We start from the raw sequence: 16,939 nt of genomic DNA, 5'->3' as shown, positions 1-16,939 counted from the left end.
TTGGGAGGAGAAAGAAATGACAGAAAAGAGAAGCTGGGCGATCGAGACGATCGCTGTTCATGGAGGGCAAGGAGTGGATTCAGCCACGCAGGCAAGAGCGGTGCCGATTTATCAAACGACGTCTTACGGGTTTAAAGATACAGAGCATGCCGCCGACCTGTTCGCTTTAAAAGAGTTCGGCAATATTTACACGCGAATTATGAATCCGACACAGGATGTCTTTGAAAAGCGGATGGCCGAGCTTGAAGGAGGAATTGGGGCACTGGCGACAGCGAGTGGCAGCTCGGCGATCCACCTGGCGATTTTGAACATCTGTGAAGCGGGGGATGAGATTGTCGCTTCAAGCTCGCTTTATGGAGGGACGTACAATCTATTTGTCCACACGTTTAAAAAAATTGGCATCACCGTCCGCCTTGTGGACGGAATGAAGCCGGAGGCTTTCGAGGAAGCCATCAATGAAAAAACAAAAGTAGTCTTCGCCGAAGTAATCGGCAATCCGAACGGGGATGTGCTTGACATCGCAGCCGTTGCTGAAGTCGCCCATCGTCATAATCTGCCGTTGATGGTTGACGCGACGTTTGTCACGCCGGCGCTTTGCCGGCCGATTGAACATGGGGCGGATATTGTCGTTCATTCAGCGACGAAATTTATCGGAGGGCACGGGACGTCGATCGGGGGGATCATTGTTGACAGTGGCAAGTTTGACTGGAATAATGGCAAATTCCCGGGCTTGACAGAGCCGGATCCAAGCTATCACGGTCTTGTCTATACAGAAGCGCTCGGCCCGCTCGCTTATATTATTAAAGCACGCGTTCAGCTGTTGAGGGATCTTGGTCCGGCAATCGCGCCAATGAACGCGTTCCTGATGCTGCAAGGGCTGGAGACACTGCATTTGCGGATGGAACGTCATTGCGAAAACGCGCAGAGTGTGGCAGAATATTTGGATAAGCATGAATTAGTGGAATGGGTCTCGTATGCCGGACTTTCCTCTCACCGTTCCTATCAAAGCGCGGAACGCTATCTTCCAAAAGGCAAGGGCGCGATTTTAACGTTTGGCATTAAAGGCGGCCTGGAAGAAGGCAAACAATTTATTAATGCTTTGGAGATGTTTTCACATGTAGCAAACGTCGGCGATGCAAAATCATTGGTCATTCATCCGGCGAGCACGACCCATCAGCAATTAAGTGAAGCCGACCAAAGAGCGGCAGGAGTTTCACCGGAGCTTATCCGGCTCTCGATTGGGATTGAAGGAATTCAGGATATTATCGCCGACTTGGAGCAGGCTTTGCAGAAAAGCCAGGCCTAGGCTTCCGCGGTAAAAACGGAGTTGCCCCGAGAGGTCCTTTTGGGACAACTCCTTTCAAACAGAAAGAGGAGTGTATGAAGTGGAGAGAATTTCCTGGGATCAGTATTTTATGGCGCAAAGTCATTTGCTCGCTTTGCGCAGCACATGCACGCGTTTAATGGTCGGTGCGACCATTGTGCGGGAAAAACGGATTATCGCCGGCGGCTACAATGGTTCTGTGACTGGTGGCGCGCACTGCATTGATGAAGGCTGTTATGTCGTTGATAATCATTGTATTCGCACGGTCCATGCCGAAATTAATGCGCTGCTGCAATGTGCCAAGTTTGGCGTACCGACAAACGGCGCGGAAATTTATGTGACGCATTTCCCGTGTGTTCATTGTTCGAAAGCGCTTATCCAAGCCGGGATCAAAACGGTCTATTATGCCGAAGACTACAAAAACCATCCATACGCGATCGATATGTTCGCCGAAGCGGGTGTGACCGTTGTGCAAGTTCCTTATCATAATCTTTATAATGAGCAGGAGCAGCTTCAAAAAAAAGCCTTTGCCACAGGGCTGCTTGAACGCCTGAAGCAGGCAGGAGCTGACGAAGAGGAATTGCAAAGGCTCCAAGCCGAGGCTGACAAGCTCTTTTCCTGATGAGGCAAAGGGAAGCAGGGAGGTGAGTCTTTGACGAGGTTGCTTCCTTTCTTCGCCATTGCGGCGTCATTGGGCCTTATTTTAGCTTTACGCGGTCCAAGTTTTGCATACTGCCTCTTTACAGTCGTCTTTCTTTTCTTTGTATGCCGGCAGCGAACGAGGTTTCGTCTGCTGTTCCTCAGCGTGGCGGCAGTTTTTATCTTTTATTATCTCATCGGGCTTAGTGAACTTGAACGCCACGAAACGGTTCATACGGCCGGCAATCAGACACTCCTGGCGACGATCTCCGATATTCCCGTTGTCGATGGTGACCGTTTGACGATGCGGGTAAAAGCCTCTTCTGGTGAAAAGCTTCTCGTCCAGGCCTATCTGACAAGCGAAAGCGAACAACGCTTCTTTAAACGCTTTTCTCCCGGTGATCAATGTGTGATCAACGGCACCCTCACCAGCCCCCTACCCCCAACAAATTTTGCCCAATTTGATTACCGACAATATTTGATGGAACAACAGCATATTTATTGGATTGTCCGCGCCCAACAAGGAGGAATCGACTGTCATCAGACAGGCACGACGGTCAGAACGATGCTCCAGCGCTGGCGGCAGACACAGATGGACGCGATGGAGGAAACCGTTTCTCCAGAGCTGGCCGGCATCATGGTTGCTCTTTTATTCGGCGAGCGGCTGTTAATTGATGAGGATATTCTCCATGCTTATCAGCAGCTGGGGGTTATTCATCTTTTGGCGATCTCCGGCTTGCATGTCGGTCTCATCACAGCAGCGGGCTTTTACGGATTGATTCGTTTCGGGATCACCCGTGAACGGGCCTTTGACGTGCTGTTTTGTTTCCTCCCGCTTTACATGATTGTCGCCGGTGCGGCCCCTTCTGTCATTCGGGCTTCCTGCATGACGATGATCGTTCTCGTCTGCTTGCGTTTCAAGCTCAGGATGCCTCCTTTGGCAGCGGTAGCGGCGGTTTATATGATCTATCTTCTGATCCAGCCGGCAGCCCTGTTTCAGCTTGGCTTTCAGCTGTCTTTTCTTATCACGTTTGCCCTGCTTCTATCAGCTCCCCTGATTCAGCGTCGTTATGATCATCCGCTTGCCCAGCTCCTCAGCATAACGACTTTATCACAGCTAATCGCTATGCCTCTTCTTCTTTTCCATTTTTACGAAATTTCCTGGATCAGCATACTCGTTAACTTGTTCTATGTCCCCTTTATTTCGTTTTGCGTCCTGCCGCTCGTTTTTCTTGGCTTTTTTCTCTCACTTTGGCTCCCGGCATCTATGAATATTTGCCTCGCTCTGTTGGAATGGGGAGTGAACCTCGCGCATTCCGGCTTAGTTGAATTGGCCCAGCAGCGCTGGACGATGATCATTACCGGGAAACCGTCGTTTTCGTTCGTTATCGTTTTCTACGGAGTGCTTCTCTATGGCTGTCTTGCCTGGGAGCGGGGCAAGACGGGCTGGTGGCGGATGCCGGTGTGCGTTCTTGGTATCCTGCTGGCTGTCCAAATACTTGCCCCGTATTTCGATGGCCGGGCAAAGGTGACGATGCTTGATGTCGGACAGGGAGACAGCTTTTTGCTTGAATTGCCTTATCGGAAGGAGGTGTATCTGCTTGATACGGGCGGGACGGTCACTTATTTTGATGATGAATGGTGTCGACGTCGTCGGCCATTTGATGTAGGAGCTGATATTGTCGTTCCTGAATTAAAAGCACGCGGTATTCGCCAAATCGACCGTCTCATTTTATCGCATGGTCACCTCGACCACATTGGCGGGGCCTTGGCATTGAATGAGGCGGTCAGCATCAAGGAAGTGCTTTACAGCAGTGCGGACATTGAAGAGCATGAAAGGGAGATTTTGACTGCGTTGCAGCGCCAGGCGCCGATTCGCGTTGTCGGGAAAGGAGAGAGCTGGGCGGTCGGCGAGAATCGCTTTGTCATTTTAGCGCCGGACGAACAAGCGGCTGCTGATCCGAACGTCAATGAACGGTCGATTGTGCTGTACGCGGAAATCGAGGGTGTTTCGTTTCTCTTTACCGGTGATCTTGAGGAGGGCGGGGAGCGTCGCCTGCTTGCGGCGTACCCGGAGCTGAAGGCCGATATTTTAAAAGTCGGTCATCATGGGAGCAGAACCTCGACGACGGAAGCGTTTGTCGATCAGCTTAAGCCAAAAGCGGCGTTCATTTCTGCCGGACGCAACAATCGTTTCGGCCATCCGCATCCCGAAGTGCTGACACGTTTGGCGACCCATCATGTCGGGGTATGGCAAAGTAACCAGGGAGCTGTCCGGCTCGAACTAAAGGATGGACAAATAAAGGTAACCCGGGCGCGAAAAACGCCTAAAGACCTTCCGTAGAAGCGGAGGAAGGCCAAGCGTATCGCCAAAAGCCCTGGTTGGTCTCCGTATCGTTTCTTCTCAACCATGTTTTTCAAAAAAAAGAAGCCGATTCACACATGAAGTGGAAATCAGCTCTTTTTGGCCTGGTGGCCTCACTTTGGTTTTTTTAAAATGCACTAAATACATCGACGAGATTAGCAATGATAAAAAGTAGTGCAAAGAAACCGAAAGAGGCGACAAAGGCCACACCAGAATCAATCGCATCATTACGTTTGCTTTGTACGTCTTTTTCAAAATGATTCATCTGGCACCCCTCCTTGTTCAACCTATAGTATACGGGATGAGCCTTTAAAAAGCTAGACGGAAAAGCGGAACACCGCCGGCTGTCCACGTTGATTCCTGAAAGCGGAGCTTCGCGGCAAGCGCTGTAAGGGGAAAAAGGAAAAAACAACTATTTTATGAACAATCGACTGGCTTGATTGTAAAGAGTTGTCACCTATAGTTTACGCCGGAATAGGATATCATAACAACTGAAGGCGGTTATGGTTATCGTCGAGGGCAGGCGCACCCGGGAGCTTGCTGCTTGGCGTTTATCATAAATGGGGTGTGGTTCTGAGGGACTCCACCCCTTATGTTCGCTTTCTTTCCCTTGTTTTCTGGACATAGCTTGGGTAAGCTAGAAGAACAGGAGATACTGTAAGCATACCCGAACGGCCGAAAGAAAATGCAGGAAAAAAGAGGAAGGTTCGTCATGTCATACATTAAAAGTAAAAAAAAGCTTGAGCAGGGCGGCATAGACCGTGTGTATTTTTTGCATGGCACGCAAACGTTTTTAATGGAGGATATTACCCAGCAGGTGATCGCCAAAGCGGCGGTGGAGCAGGAAAACGTCATTACATACAGCTTACTCGATACGCCGCTTGAGCTCGCGGTAGAAGAAGCCGAAACGTTCCCGTTTTTTGGCGGAAAGAAAATCGTCATTGTTCAGGATTTCTTTTTTGTGACGAGCCAGAAACCGGAAGGGAAAATCGAGCATGATCTGAGCAGATTGGAGCGCTATCTCACCTCACCTTTGCCGGAATCGATCCTCCTCCTCGTCAGTCCATATGAGAAGCTTGATGAACGAAAAAAAATCACAAAAGCGTTAAAAGAGCATGCGGCGGTCGTTGACTGTGCACCTTTCGACGCGAAAATGACCGAGGAATGGCTCGAAGATCAGGCGCGGGAAAAAGGATTTCAGTTTTCCGGCCGGGGAAAAGAGCATCTGTTAGAGCGGGTCGGCCCACAGCTTCTGCTGCTCGCCTCGGAAATCGAGAAGCTCGCTTTATATGTCGGGGAGAACGGCCAGGTCGACGAGGATGTCGTCGCGCTGCTCGTCGCCCGGTCGCTCGAGCAGGATGTCTTTGCCCTGCTTGATCTGGCGGTGAAGCAGCAAGCGCATGAAGCTCTGCTTTTATACCATGATTTGCTGAAAAAAAAGGAAGAACCGCTTAAGCTGCTTGTGCTGATCGCGCGGCAGCTCAGAATTTATTACCAGGTGAAGGAGCTGACGCGGCGCGCTTATTCGCAGAAGCAGATGGCGGCCCAGCTTAAGCTCCATCCATATGTGGTCAAGCTGGCCAGCCAACAGGCCGGGCGTTTCGAGGATCGGCAGCTGTTAACCTTGCTGAAGCAATGCGCCGATACAGATTACGCGATTAAATCCGGCAAGGTGGACAAGGTGCTCGGAGTAGAGCTGCTTCTGTTAAAGCTGGCGAGCGCTTCGATCCAGCATGCATGAAAAAGAGGGTGTTCCGAAAAGCTAACGCTTTTGGGAACACCCTCTTTTAAGAAAAAACGCCTCAGGCGTTTTTCTTATGATGCAGAAACACTGTTAAGCTGCTTTGCTAAGCGGGACTTTTGACGAGAGGCAGCATTTTTATGAATAAGTCCTTTGCTTGCTGCTTTATCAAGCTTTTTGCTAGCTTCTGAGTATAGCGCAGTTGCAGCTTCCACTTCACCTGCGGCAGCCTTTGCTTCAAAGTTTTTGATAGCTGTGCGAAGAGCAGATTTGATCGCTACATTGTGAGCGCGACGCTTATCGTTTGTTTTCACACGCTTGATCGCTGATTTAATATTTGGCATATCTTTCACCTCCTGATCGATCATCAATTCCTTCATGAGGAACGGCTTTGCTTCGTTTATACAACAAATTGCATTCTATCAAAAATGGCCCGTAATTGCAATAGAGGAAAGTGAGATGAAAGGTTTTTTCTTGACGCCATTTCCGGAAGAATGAAAAAAACAGGAGTGGAAACACTACACGTGCGAGATAATTATTCCGAAGTGAGGTGGTCAAGATGGCTGACGAATTAAATTTGGAGCGCTATCAGGTCCGGACGGATTTAGCTGTAGAAGCACGGGAAATGGTATTGGAGGAGGAACAGAAAAAGCAGGAGAGCGTCGCCGCCGAAGAAGTCAGCGGTGTAGAGATAAAGGAAGAAACGATTGAAGGGGTGACGCTTACTCACGTTCATGTTGACGAAGTAGGGGCGAAGCGGATGAACAAAAAGCCCGGTCATTATTTGACATTTGAAGCGCAGGGCATTCGAAGAAAGGATACCGATCTTCAGGAAAAAATGGAGCGGGTGTTTGCCGACGCGTTTCATTCCTTTATGACCGATATTGGCATTAAAGAAACCGATACATGTCTCGTCGTCGGACTTGGAAACTGGAATGTGACACCGGATGCCCTCGGGCCGCTGGCGGTCGAAAATCTGTTGATTACCCGGCATTTATTTGAGCTTGCTCCGGAGCAGGTGCAGGAAGGCTTCCGTCCGGTCAGCGCGATCGTTCCGGGCGTGATGGGGATTACCGGAATTGAGACGAGTGACATGATTTACGGCATTATTGAAAAGACAAAGCCGGATTTTGTGATTGCGATTGATGCGCTTGCCGCCCGCTCGATTGAACGGGTCAATACGACGATTCAAATTTCAGATACCGGCATTCATCCCGGAAGCGGGGTCGGCAATAAGCGGAAGGAATTGAGCAAGGATGCACTCGGTATTCCAGTGATCGCCGTTGGCATACCGACCGTCGTCGATGCGGTTTCCATCACGAGCGACACGATTGACTATGTGCTGAAGCATTTTGGCCGGGAAATGAAGGAAGGTAAGGCGCCTTCGCGTTCACTGACCCCGGCGGGCATGACATTTGGTGAAACGAGAAAGCTGACCGAAGAGGATTTGCCGGCAGAAGAAAAGCGCCGGACGTTAATGGGAATGGTCGGCACTTTGCCGGAGGAGGAAAAGCGTCAGCTCATTCGCGAAGTATTGGCGCCGCTTGGACACAATTTAATGGTGACACCGAAGGAAGTTGATGTCTTTATTGAAGATATGGCTAATGTCATCGCCTCAGGCCTAAATGCGGCCTTGCATCGCCAGGTCGATCAGGGAAATGTCGGCGCCTATACGCGTTAGCAGCCGCAGACAGGTCAAAAGGCGGGTCGACCGAAAAGATTGAAACAGCATACAACACTGGACTTGTCCAAAAAGGTAGAAATCAACCTTTTGGGGCAGGTCTTTTTTTTGTGAGGTTTAAAAAAAAGCCCGCTCCAAGCAGCGTTTTGTCTGTTGTCTGAGAAAAGCGATGTCTATTTTCACCTGCACTCTCATAGAAGTTAATAAAGCTCCTTTTTAAAAGTCGGAAGAAGAATCGGACAAGTATCAAATGCAGCCGCTACACCAGAGGAGAAGGAGAGAGACTATGCGAAAAAAGCAATTTCATGGAATTACTGTCACGCTGAATCGGACGAGCCTGAAACGTTATATGGCCCTCGTCATAGCTGGAATCATAATCCTGTTTCTTTTTGCCGGTATGCTCACTTCCGTGGAACCGGGATATGGGCTTGCTTCGACACAGGTTCATGAATGGGCGAGTGAATTTACCGGGGAACATTTCGTCCACGTCCTGGCAATGGAGAATCAATATTTTGCCCAGGTGCTGCCGGAGGACAGTGAACCGTTACATGTATCCAATCTCGCTTTCAGGGTTGCAACAAGTATCAATCCCGATGATCCACGGAGTTTGCTTGGAAGGGAGCTGCCCGGCTTTGCTTTATTCGATGGCAGAATTGCCGTTGCCGGAGAAGGAACGGATTACACGAATTTACCGATCGAATCAGCGCCGCCTATGGAAGTGCTGATGGCAGAGCGTGAAGCGACAGAGGAGAGCTTGGCGATGCTGGAGCAGTTGGAAGAAGATGCGAATGCGATCGAGAGCACAAACGGCAAGAAAGTGGTTCATATTATTCATTCGCACAACTATGAATCGTTCTTGCCGGAGCTGGAAACGGATGTTCCGAATGAAGCTCATCATAGCAAAATCAATATTACGCTAGTCGGCGAAAAATTCTCTCAGGAGCTAGAAAAAAGAGGAATCGGCGCCGAAGTGGAGCAGCGCGATATTCAGGCGAGCCTGACGGAGCGTGGCTGGGGGTATCCGCGCTCGTATGATGCTTCAAGAGAAATGGTTGAGGAAGCGATGGCGCAAAATCAAGATCTCCAATTTTTCTTCGATATTCACCGGGATTCATTGCCGCGTGACCGAACGACGGTAACGATAAATGGGGCCGAATATGCGCGGACGATTTTTGTTATCGGGGGCAACAACAGCAATTACAAGCATAATCTGCATATGGCGGAGGAGCTTCATAATATGCTGGAGGAAACATATCCGGGATTAAGCCGCGGTGTCATTATTAAGGAAGGAGCGACGACGAACGGCCGCTTTAATCAGGATTTATCTAATCAGTCTATTCTAATGGAAGTAGGCGGAATCGATAACACATTGGAGGAAACGTATCGTACGGCAGAGGCGGTAGCTGATGTGTTTGCCGACTATTATTGGCAGGCTGAGGCAGTAGATGCCGGTACAGAGAAAGGAGAGGAGTGATCGTGAAAAGGCTTATGATTCAAGTGAGCGTCATCGGTACGATTTTATTGCTCGGCGCCTTGGCGGGCGTCCAATATATGAATGAGCAGCTTGGAATCAGCCAGCCTGTGCCATTAAGCAGCCCGGAAATTGTGGCGCAGGAAACCGCGGTGGAAGCTCCTTCTCTTTCCCGGCAGGAGCTGACAGCCAAATATGCGCGTGTGGAAGAGGTAGGCCGCCTGAATTTCTTTTCGGAAATGGGGACATCCCTGGCTGACGGAATGAATAAGCTGAGCCGCTCGTTTTTATCACAGGTGATGGCCTTTGTCCGCCAAGGATTAAATGGCGAAGAGGCGGGGTGAAAATCTGCCGCTCTCCAAAGGAAATAACAGCGCCGGCCTGTTGTTGCTTCGGGGCTTGCTCAAAGCGTAAAAAAGTCGTTTCAGCGCTGTAGCGAGGTCACTGTTGCTTGCGCGGACAACCATTGGTATAATCAGAAATAGTGCACGTTGGACGAGAATGTAGGAGTGATCAAGTCATGAATAAAGAACAAAGGCTGGCGCGGCAGTCGAAAATCCGTAATTTTTCGATTATCGCTCATATTGACCACGGGAAATCAACTTTGGCTGACCGGATTTTAGAAAAAACGGGCGCGCTCACCGAACGGGAGATGAAGGAGCAAACCCTTGACGCCATGGACTTGGAGCGTGAACGTGGGATAACGATTAAATTGAATGCCGTTCAGCTGACATATACAGCGCAGGACGGCGAAGAATATATTTTTCATTTAATTGATACGCCTGGGCACGTCGATTTCACCTATGAGGTATCGCGGAGCCTGGCCGCCTGTGAAGGAGCGTTGCTGATCGTCGATGCCGCGCAGGGAATTGAGGCGCAGACGCTGGCGAATGTTTACTTGGCGCTTGATAATGATCTTGAAATTTTGCCGGTCATTAACAAAATTGATTTGCCGAGCGCGGAGCCGGAGAGAGTGAAGCAGGAGGTCGAGGATGTCATTGGCCTCGACACGTCAGACGCTGTGCTCGCCTCGGCGAAAAATGGAATCGGGATTGAAGAAATTCTTGAACAGGTGGTAGAGAAGGTGCCTGCGCCGACCGGTGATCCGGAAGCGCCGTTGAAGGCGCTGATTTTCGATTCGCTCTATGATTCCTACCGCGGGGTCGTCGCCTACATCCGAATTGTCGAAGGTACGGTAAAACCGGGACAAAAGATCAAAATGATGGCGACAGGCAAGGAATTTGAAGTGACAGAGCTTGGCGTCTTCACTCCAAAAGCGGAAAAGCGCGATGAATTAACCGTCGGCGATGTCGGCTTTTTGTCGGCCGCAATCAAAAATGTCGGCGATACGCGCGTCGGGGATACGATTACTGGGGCAGACAACCCCGCGCCGGAGCCTTTACCGGGCTATCGTCGAATGAATCCGATGGTTTATTGCGGGCTTTATCCGATTGATACGAATGAATACAATGATCTCCGCGAGGCGTTGGAGCGGCTTGAATTAAACGATGCTTCGCTTCAGTATGAGCCGGAAACGTCCCAGGCGCTCGGCTTCGGCTTTCGCTGCGGCTTCCTCGGCCTGTTGCATATGGAAATCATTCAGGAACGGATCGAACGGGAATTCGGCATTACGCTCATTACGACGGCGCCTAGTGTTATTTACAACGTCAAAATGACGAATGGCGACGACCTGCGCATTGATAACCCGGCGAATATGCCTGACGCGCAAAAAATTGAAGTTGTCGAGGAGCCTTATGTAAAAGCGACGATTATGGTGCCGAATGATTTTGTCGGCTCGGTGATGGAGCTTTGTCAGGGCAAGCGCGGTATCTTTATTGATATGCAGTATCTCGATGCGAACCGCGTCCAAATCATTTATGAAATTCCGTTGTCGGAAATCGTTTATGATTTCTTTGATCAATTAAAATCGAATACAAAGGGCTATGCTTCATTTGATTATGAGCTGATCGGCTACAAGCCGTCGAAGCTTGTGAAAATGGACATTCTGTTAAACGGGGAAAAGGTCGACGCCTTGTCGGTCATTGTCCACCGCGATTTCGCATACGACCGCGGCAAAATCATCGTCGAGAAGCTGAAAGAGCTTATTCCGCGGCAGCAGTTTGAAGTCCCTGTACAGGCGAGTATCGGGCAAAAAATTATCGCCCGCTCGACGATTAAAGCGATGCGTAAAAACGTTCTGGCGAAATGTTACGGCGGTGACATTTCACGAAAGCGGAAGCTGTTGGAAAAGCAAAAAGAAGGTAAAAAGCGGATGAAGGCAGTCGGAAACGTCGAAGTGCCGCAGGAAGCCTTTATGGCCGTGCTGCGCATGGACGACTAACACCCTGCCAGAGCATCTGATGAAAGAATCAATAACGAGGCAGTGGCTCCGGAGGGCGCTGCTTCGGAGATAAGACTGAAACGGAAGTCGAAGTTGAGAGGAACACGGCAGTGGTTCCGTTTTGCGCAAAGAGCTTGAGACAAAACTAGCTTTGGACCTACTGGCAATGGCTTCACACGCCACAAGCCCGTTGTGAGAAACCCACTCACAACGGGCTTTTAAAAAAAGATCGTGGCGGTTCCGCTCATTGCTTAGAGGCTGGGCAAATGGTAAAAAAACAACCTTTGTCCCAGTCTCTTTTAAAGCAGGCGCAGACTTGGCACACTGCTTCGAGCTTGAGACCAAAGGGAAAAAGCTCTCCCCTTTGTCTCAAGCTTATCTCCTTTTTCCCATAAAAGAAACGTCTCTGCGTGGCGTGCCTACGCTCATTACGAAAAAGCTGTTGAAAGGAGGAGAAAAATGAGAACTGCTGCTTATGTCCACATTCCTTTTTGTGAGCATATTTGTTACTACTGTGACTTTAATAAAGTTTTCTTGAAAAATCAGCCAGTCGATGAATATATTGAGGCGCTGCTGTTGGAAATGGAACGGACGATGGAAGCAAAACCGACCGACCGGTTGAACACGATCTACATTGGCGGAGGAACGCCGACTGCTCTTTCCGCTGAACAGCTGCAACGATTGTTAACGGGCATGCGAAAGATCTTGCCACTGGCGGGCATTGAGGAATATACGGTCGAGGTCAATCCCGACAGCCTCGATGACGAAAAGATCGCCGTATTAATGGAGGGCGGGGTTAACCGCCTCAGTCTCGGGGTACAGAGCTTTGATGAGGGACTGTTAAAAGAAATCGGAAGAACACACTCCCGCCAAAGCATCGTCAGTGCGGTGGAGCGAAGCCGCAAAGCCGGGTTAACGAATCTCTCACTCGATTTAATGTTCGGCCTGCCGACGCAAACTCCCGGGCAATTTGCCGCAACGCTTGCTGAAGCGCTGCGCCTCGATGTTCCGCATCTGTCCGCTTACTCGCTGAAAATTGAGGAGAAAACCGTTTTCTACAATCGCCAGCGTAAAGGCGGGCTGCAGCTTCCTCCAGAAGAAGATGAAGTGACGATGTATGAGCAGCTTCGCTGTGAAACGGCGCGGGCCGGTCTGCTGCAATATGAAATTAGCAATTTTGCCAAAGAAGGCTATGAAAGCAGGCATAATCTCGTCTATTGGAACAATGAAGAGTATTACGGCTTTGGCGCGGGAGCCCACGGCTATGTCGATGGCGTCCGCCATCAAAATCACGGGCCGCTGCCGAAATATTTGCAGGCGATCAGACAGAAAGAAGCGCCTGTTCTCGTGAGCCACCCGGTAACACGGGTCGAACGGATCGAAGAGGAACTGTTTATGGGGCTACGAAAACGCGACGGCATTAACCGCAGCCATTTTGAGGAAAAGTATGGCCGGACGCTGGAAGCTTTCTTCGGCCGGCAAATTCATGATCTGGTGGAGCGTGGGCTGCTGGAGTCGACGCCGGAGCGGATTGCCCTGACGGAACAAGGGCTGCTTCTCGGCAATGAAGTATTTGAGCAGTTTATTGCGGTTTTGGATGAAGACATCAATGGATGAGAAAGGTTTCGATATTGACAAATGGCGCCCGATTTGATAATTTATCATTAGATTTAGCACTCGTTTATGTTGAGTGCTAACAGAGGTGATATACGGATGTTAACTGAGAGACAATTGCTCATTTTACATGCTATTGTTGATGATTATATCCGCTCCGCCGAGCCGGTCGGCTCGAGAAGTATTTCGAAGCGCGAAGATATAACATTTAGTCCAGCTACGATACGAAATGACATGGCAGATTTGGAGGAGCTCGGCTTTTTAGAAAAGCCTCATAGTTCCGCTGGCCGTATTCCTTCTCAGAAAGGGTATCGCTATTATGTTGATCATCTTCTGCAGCCTCATCGCTTAACAGCAGATGAAAGGCTCGATATCCGTTCTATTTTCTCGGAGCGGATTCAGGAGCTGGAAGAGGTTATTCAGCATTCAGCTAGAATTTTATCCAATATGACGAGTTATATCTCGCTTGTGCTCGGTCCGGAAATGTTCGAGGCGACGCTGAAAAACATTCAAATTATCCCGCTTAGTAAAGGGTCGGCGATTTTAATCCTCGTTACGGACACAGGACATGTTGAGAACCAGACGATTTCTGTACCGGAGTCCATTGACGCGTCCGACCTTGAACGAACCGTCAATATTTTAAATGAACGGCTCGTCGGGGTTTCGCTGTATCAGCTGCGTCATAAATTAAAATCGGAAGTTGGACATGTGCTGCGCGCCCATATCCAGAACTACGAGCAAATTATCGGGATGCTTCTGCCTTCTGTCGATTTGGAAAAAACGGAAAAGATTTTCTACAGCGGGAAGACGAATTTGCTGACGCAGCCCGAATTCCGCGATATTGAAAAAGTCCGTATTCTCTTGAACATGCTCGAAGAAGATGAAAAGATGAACCAGATTTTGCGCACGCCGCATTCAGGTATTCAAGTGAAGATCGGCCAGGAAAACAAGCTTGAAGCGTTTGATAACTGTAGCTTGATTACGGCTTCATATTCAATAGGTGGCAAGCATATGGGAACGATCGGCATCCTTGGTCCGACAAGAATGGAATACCGCAGAGTGATTGGCGTACTTGATACTGTGTCGAAAGATTTAACGAAGCTCTTAACAAGGTTGTATCAACAAGGGTAGAAGTGGTAATATTGACAATTAGTTATGACAGGCTCGCTTCAACCTGAACCGGGGGTGAAGCGGCCGGCTGAGGCTCTTTCGCAGAACCGGTGCCGCTGCCTTTCAGGGGGGGCTTTTGAGATAGCCCCCGCCTGATTTTACATAAGATCTGTTAATTTTATGAGGAGGTGAACGAATTGAACGAAAAGGAATCGCAAGCTGTCGAAGAAGAAACGCTTCAGGCTGAAGAAGAGCACAAAGAAGAAGAAGTAGTTGAAGGAAATGCTGCAGAAAGCGAAGAGGAAGCTGCTGAGGACGAAGGCACGGCCGCACAGAAGGAAATCGAAGATCTGCGGAACCGTCTTTTGCGGACTCAGGCTGATTATGATAACTTCCGTCGCCGTTCTCGTGAAGAGAAAGAAGCGGCTGCAAAATATAGATCGCAGGCTGTCATCGAGGCATTGCTTCCGGTTATCGACAATTTCGAGCGAGCTTTGCTTGTAAAGCCGGAAACAGATGAAGCGAAATCGTTGCTTCAAGGAATGGAAATGGTTTACCGCCAGTTTCAGGATACGTTGAAGAACGAAGGGGTCGAAGTGATCGAAACGGTTGGGCAAACCTTTGATCCTCACCTGCACCAGGCGGTCATGCAAGTGGAAGAGCCGGAGTTTGAGTCGAATCAAATTGTGGAAGAATTACAAAAGGGCTATAAGCTAAAGGATCGCGTCCTGCGTCCGTCGATGGTCAAGGTTAACGCTTGATCCTTTACATATGTATGATAATTCGTGAAGTGGAGGAATAAACCATGAGTAAAGTTATTGGGATTGACTTAGGGACAACGAATTCTTGTGTCGCCGTAATGGAAGGCGGCGAAGCAACAGTTATTCCAAACCCGGAAGGAAACCGTACAACTCCATCTGTTGTTGCGTTTAAAGATGGTGAGCGCCTTGTCGGGGAAGTTGCGAAGCGTCAGGCGATTACAAACCCGAATACGATTATTTCGATCAAACGCCATATGGGGACAAACCATAAGGAAACAGTGGAAGGAAAAGACTATACACCACAAGAGATTTCAGCGATTATTTTACAAAAGCTCAAGTCTGATGCGGAAGCGTATCTCGGGGAAAAAGTCACAAAGGCGGTTATTACAGTACCGGCCTATTTTAATGATTCCCAGCGCCAGGCGACAAAGGATGCTGGTAAAATTGCCGGGCTTGAAGTAGAACGGATTGTCAACGAACCGACTGCCGCTGCATTGGCATACGGACTTGAAAAAGAAGAGGACCAGACGATTCTCGTCTATGACCTTGGAGGCGGAACGTTTGACGTTTCGATTCTTGAGCTTGGCGACGGCTTCTTTGAAGTAAAAGCAACATCTGGAGACAACAAGCTTGGCGGGGATGATTTCGACCAAGTGATCATCGACTATCTTGTTGAGCAATTTAAAAAGGACAATGGCATTGATCTTTCCCAGGATAAAATGGCAATGCAGCGTCTGAAGGATGCAGCGGAAAAGGCGAAAAAAGACCTTTCCGGCGTGACGCAGACGCAAATTTCTTTGCCATTCATTACGGCTGACGCGACAGGGCCGAAGCATCTCGAGCTTTCTCTAAGCCGCGCGAAATTCGAGGAGCTGTCGGCAGACCTTGTTGAACGGACACTTGGACCGACACGCAATGCGCTTTCTGACGCTGGACTTTCAGCGAGCGAAATCGATAAGGTTGTTCTCGTCGGGGGTTCAACGCGTATCCCGGCGGTACAGGAAGCAATCAAGAAGCTGACAGGCAAGGAGCCGCATAAAGGGGTAAACCCTGATGAAGTAGTGGCGCTCGGTGCTGCTGTTCAAGCCGGCGTTCTTACAGGAGATGTAAAGGATGTTGTCTTACTTGACGTCACTCCGCTTTCTTTAGGAATCGAAACAATGGGCGGCGTGTTCACAAAGTTAATTGAACGGAATACAACGATCCCGACTTCTAAATCACAGGTGTTCTCGACGGCGGCTGATAACCAGCCATCTGTTGATATTCACGTTCTTCAAGGGGAGCGCGAAATGGCCGCCTATAACAAGACGCTCGGCCGCTTCCAATTAACAGACATTCCACCGGCGCCGCGCGGTGTACCGCAAATTGAGGTCACATTTGATATCGATGCGAACGGTATCGTCAATGTTAAGGCGAAGGATCTTGGCACAAATAAAGAACAGTCAATCACGATCACATCATCTTCCGGTTTGTCTGATGAAGAAATTGAACAGATGGTGAAGGATGCCGAGGCGAACGCGGAGGAAGATAAGAAGCGCCGTGAAGAAGTTGAACTGCGCAATGAAGCGGATCAGCTTGTCTTCCAAACGGAAAAAACATTAAAGGATCTTGGCGATAATGTTGACCAGGCGGAAAAGGATAAAGCGGAAGCAGCGAAGGATAAGCTGAAAGCTGCGATTGAATCAAACAATATTGACGAAATCCGCACGGCGAAGGATGAGCTTCAGGAAATTGTGATGGCTCTCTCAACGAAAATGTACGAACAGGCTGCTCAAGCAGCACAGGCTTCCCAGCAGGCTGAAGGCGGAGCTGGAGATGCCGGCAAACAGGATGACAATGTCGTCGATGCCGATTATGAAGAAGTAAAAGAGGATGACAAGAAGTAAGATAGG

At 49.4% G+C, this 16,939-nt stretch carries 14 protein-coding genes; 12 read left to right on the top strand and 2 right to left on the bottom strand.

Annotated elements, in window-relative coordinates; translation table 11 throughout:
* Positions 1 to 16 precede the first annotated feature (16 nt).
* The 3 genes from ABMB67_RS04690 to ABMB67_RS04680 all read left to right on the top strand — a co-directional run bounded on the left by ABMB67_RS04690 (position 17) and on the right by ABMB67_RS04680 (position 4,307).
* Positions 17 to 1,306 carry a homocysteine synthase gene (locus ABMB67_RS04690; protein WP_354571256.1) on the top strand — a complete coding sequence of 430 codons (1,290 nt, stop codon included), beginning with the start codon at positions 17 to 19 and terminating at the stop codon, positions 1,304 to 1,306.
* Positions 1,307 to 1,385: 79 nt separating this feature from the next.
* The gene (locus tag ABMB67_RS04685; protein ID WP_251221640.1) at positions 1,386 to 1,946 is read left to right on the top strand and encodes a ComE operon protein 2; all 561 of its coding nucleotides are present in this window, start codon (positions 1,386 to 1,388) and stop codon (positions 1,944 to 1,946) included.
* Between the two features lie 30 nt (positions 1,947 to 1,976).
* A complete protein-coding gene (locus tag ABMB67_RS04680) occupies positions 1,977 to 4,307 on the top strand; it encodes a DNA internalization-related competence protein ComEC/Rec2 (protein WP_354571255.1) in 2,331 nt (776 codons plus the stop codon).
* A 148-nt stretch (positions 4,308 to 4,455) separates the two neighbouring features.
* On the opposite strand, the gene ABMB67_RS04675 is transcribed toward ABMB67_RS04680, so the two are convergent.
* A complete protein-coding gene (locus ABMB67_RS04675) occupies positions 4,456 to 4,593 on the bottom strand; it encodes a YqzM family protein (RefSeq protein ID WP_251194249.1) in 138 nt (45 codons plus the stop codon).
* A gap of 447 nt (positions 4,594 to 5,040) precedes the next feature.
* Between ABMB67_RS04675 and holA the strand changes: the two genes are divergently transcribed.
* On the top strand, positions 5,041 to 6,069 hold the full coding sequence (gene holA, locus ABMB67_RS04670; protein WP_251221642.1) for a DNA polymerase III subunit delta: 1,029 nt from the start codon (positions 5,041 to 5,043) through the stop codon (positions 6,067 to 6,069).
* A gap of 74 nt (positions 6,070 to 6,143) precedes the next feature.
* On the opposite strand, the gene rpsT is transcribed toward holA, so the two are convergent.
* Positions 6,144 to 6,413, bottom strand: coding sequence for a 30S ribosomal protein S20 (rpsT, locus tag ABMB67_RS04665; protein ID WP_251221643.1), 270 nt, complete (start codon positions 6,411 to 6,413; stop codon positions 6,144 to 6,146).
* A 215-nt stretch (positions 6,414 to 6,628) separates the two neighbouring features.
* Here rpsT and gpr point away from each other — a divergent pair, with 215 nt between their 5' ends.
* The 8 genes from gpr to dnaK all read left to right on the top strand — a co-directional run bounded on the left by gpr (position 6,629) and on the right by dnaK (position 16,933).
* Positions 6,629 to 7,750 (top strand): GPR endopeptidase, encoded by a 1,122-nt coding sequence (gene gpr, locus ABMB67_RS04660; RefSeq protein WP_251221644.1) that lies wholly within the window; start codon positions 6,629 to 6,631, stop codon positions 7,748 to 7,750.
* 286 nt (positions 7,751 to 8,036) lie between these two features.
* Entirely contained in the window at positions 8,037 to 9,224 is a 1,188-nt protein-coding gene (locus tag ABMB67_RS04655; protein WP_354571254.1) for a stage II sporulation protein P, read from the top strand.
* A gap of 2 nt (positions 9,225 to 9,226) precedes the next feature.
* A complete protein-coding gene (locus ABMB67_RS04650; RefSeq protein WP_354571253.1) occupies positions 9,227 to 9,565 on the top strand; it encodes a DUF3679 domain-containing protein in 339 nt (112 codons plus the stop codon).
* A gap of 176 nt (positions 9,566 to 9,741) precedes the next feature.
* Positions 9,742 to 11,562 carry a translation elongation factor 4 gene (gene lepA, locus ABMB67_RS04645; RefSeq protein ID WP_251221647.1) on the top strand — a complete coding sequence of 607 codons (1,821 nt, stop codon included), beginning with the start codon at positions 9,742 to 9,744 and terminating at the stop codon, positions 11,560 to 11,562.
* Positions 11,563 to 12,021: 459 nt separating this feature from the next.
* Positions 12,022 to 13,179, top strand: a complete 1,158-nt coding sequence (hemW, locus tag ABMB67_RS04640; RefSeq protein WP_354571252.1) for a radical SAM family heme chaperone HemW — start codon at positions 12,022 to 12,024, stop codon at positions 13,177 to 13,179.
* Between the two features lie 96 nt (positions 13,180 to 13,275).
* A complete protein-coding gene (gene hrcA / locus ABMB67_RS04635) occupies positions 13,276 to 14,307 on the top strand; it encodes a heat-inducible transcriptional repressor HrcA (RefSeq protein ID WP_354571251.1) in 1,032 nt (343 codons plus the stop codon).
* 176 nt (positions 14,308 to 14,483) lie between these two features.
* A complete protein-coding gene (gene grpE, locus ABMB67_RS04630; RefSeq protein WP_390189838.1) occupies positions 14,484 to 15,047 on the top strand; it encodes a nucleotide exchange factor GrpE in 564 nt (187 codons plus the stop codon).
* Positions 15,048 to 15,091: 44 nt separating this feature from the next.
* Positions 15,092 to 16,933, top strand: coding sequence for a molecular chaperone DnaK (gene dnaK, locus ABMB67_RS04625; protein ID WP_251221651.1), 1,842 nt, complete (start codon positions 15,092 to 15,094; stop codon positions 16,931 to 16,933).
* The last annotated feature ends 6 nt before the right edge of the window (positions 16,934 to 16,939 follow it).

The organism is Halalkalibacter oceani (assembly GCF_040544555.1).
GTDB lineage: Bacteria > Bacillota > Bacilli > Bacillales > Bacillaceae_D > Halalkalibacter > Halalkalibacter oceani.
Note: the sequence above shows the minus strand (reverse complement) of the source record. Positions and strands in the feature narration are given on the sequence as shown.

Excerpts from the sequence above, each read along its gene's own strand:
- hrcA (WP_354571251.1), top strand. The coding sequence starts at position 13,276 with ATGTTAACTGAGAGACAATTGCTCATTTTACATGCTATTGTTGATGAT.
- gpr (WP_251221644.1), top strand. The coding sequence starts at position 6,629 with ATGGCTGACGAATTAAATTTGGAGCGCTATCAGGTCCGGACGGATTTA.
- ABMB67_RS04690 (WP_354571256.1), top strand. The coding sequence starts at position 17 with ATGACAGAAAAGAGAAGCTGGGCGATCGAGACGATCGCTGTTCATGGA.
- ABMB67_RS04675 (WP_251194249.1), bottom strand. The coding sequence starts at position 4,593 with ATGAATCATTTTGAAAAAGACGTACAAAGCAAACGTAATGATGCGATT.
- hemW (WP_354571252.1), top strand. The coding sequence starts at position 12,022 with ATGAGAACTGCTGCTTATGTCCACATTCCTTTTTGTGAGCATATTTGT.
- holA (WP_251221642.1), top strand. The coding sequence starts at position 5,041 with ATGTCATACATTAAAAGTAAAAAAAAGCTTGAGCAGGGCGGCATAGAC.
- dnaK (WP_251221651.1), top strand. The coding sequence starts at position 15,092 with ATGAGTAAAGTTATTGGGATTGACTTAGGGACAACGAATTCTTGTGTC.
- ABMB67_RS04655 (WP_354571254.1), top strand. The coding sequence starts at position 8,037 with ATGCGAAAAAAGCAATTTCATGGAATTACTGTCACGCTGAATCGGACG.
- lepA (WP_251221647.1), top strand. The coding sequence starts at position 9,742 with ATGAATAAAGAACAAAGGCTGGCGCGGCAGTCGAAAATCCGTAATTTT.
- rpsT (WP_251221643.1), bottom strand. The coding sequence starts at position 6,413 with ATGCCAAATATTAAATCAGCGATCAAGCGTGTGAAAACAAACGATAAG.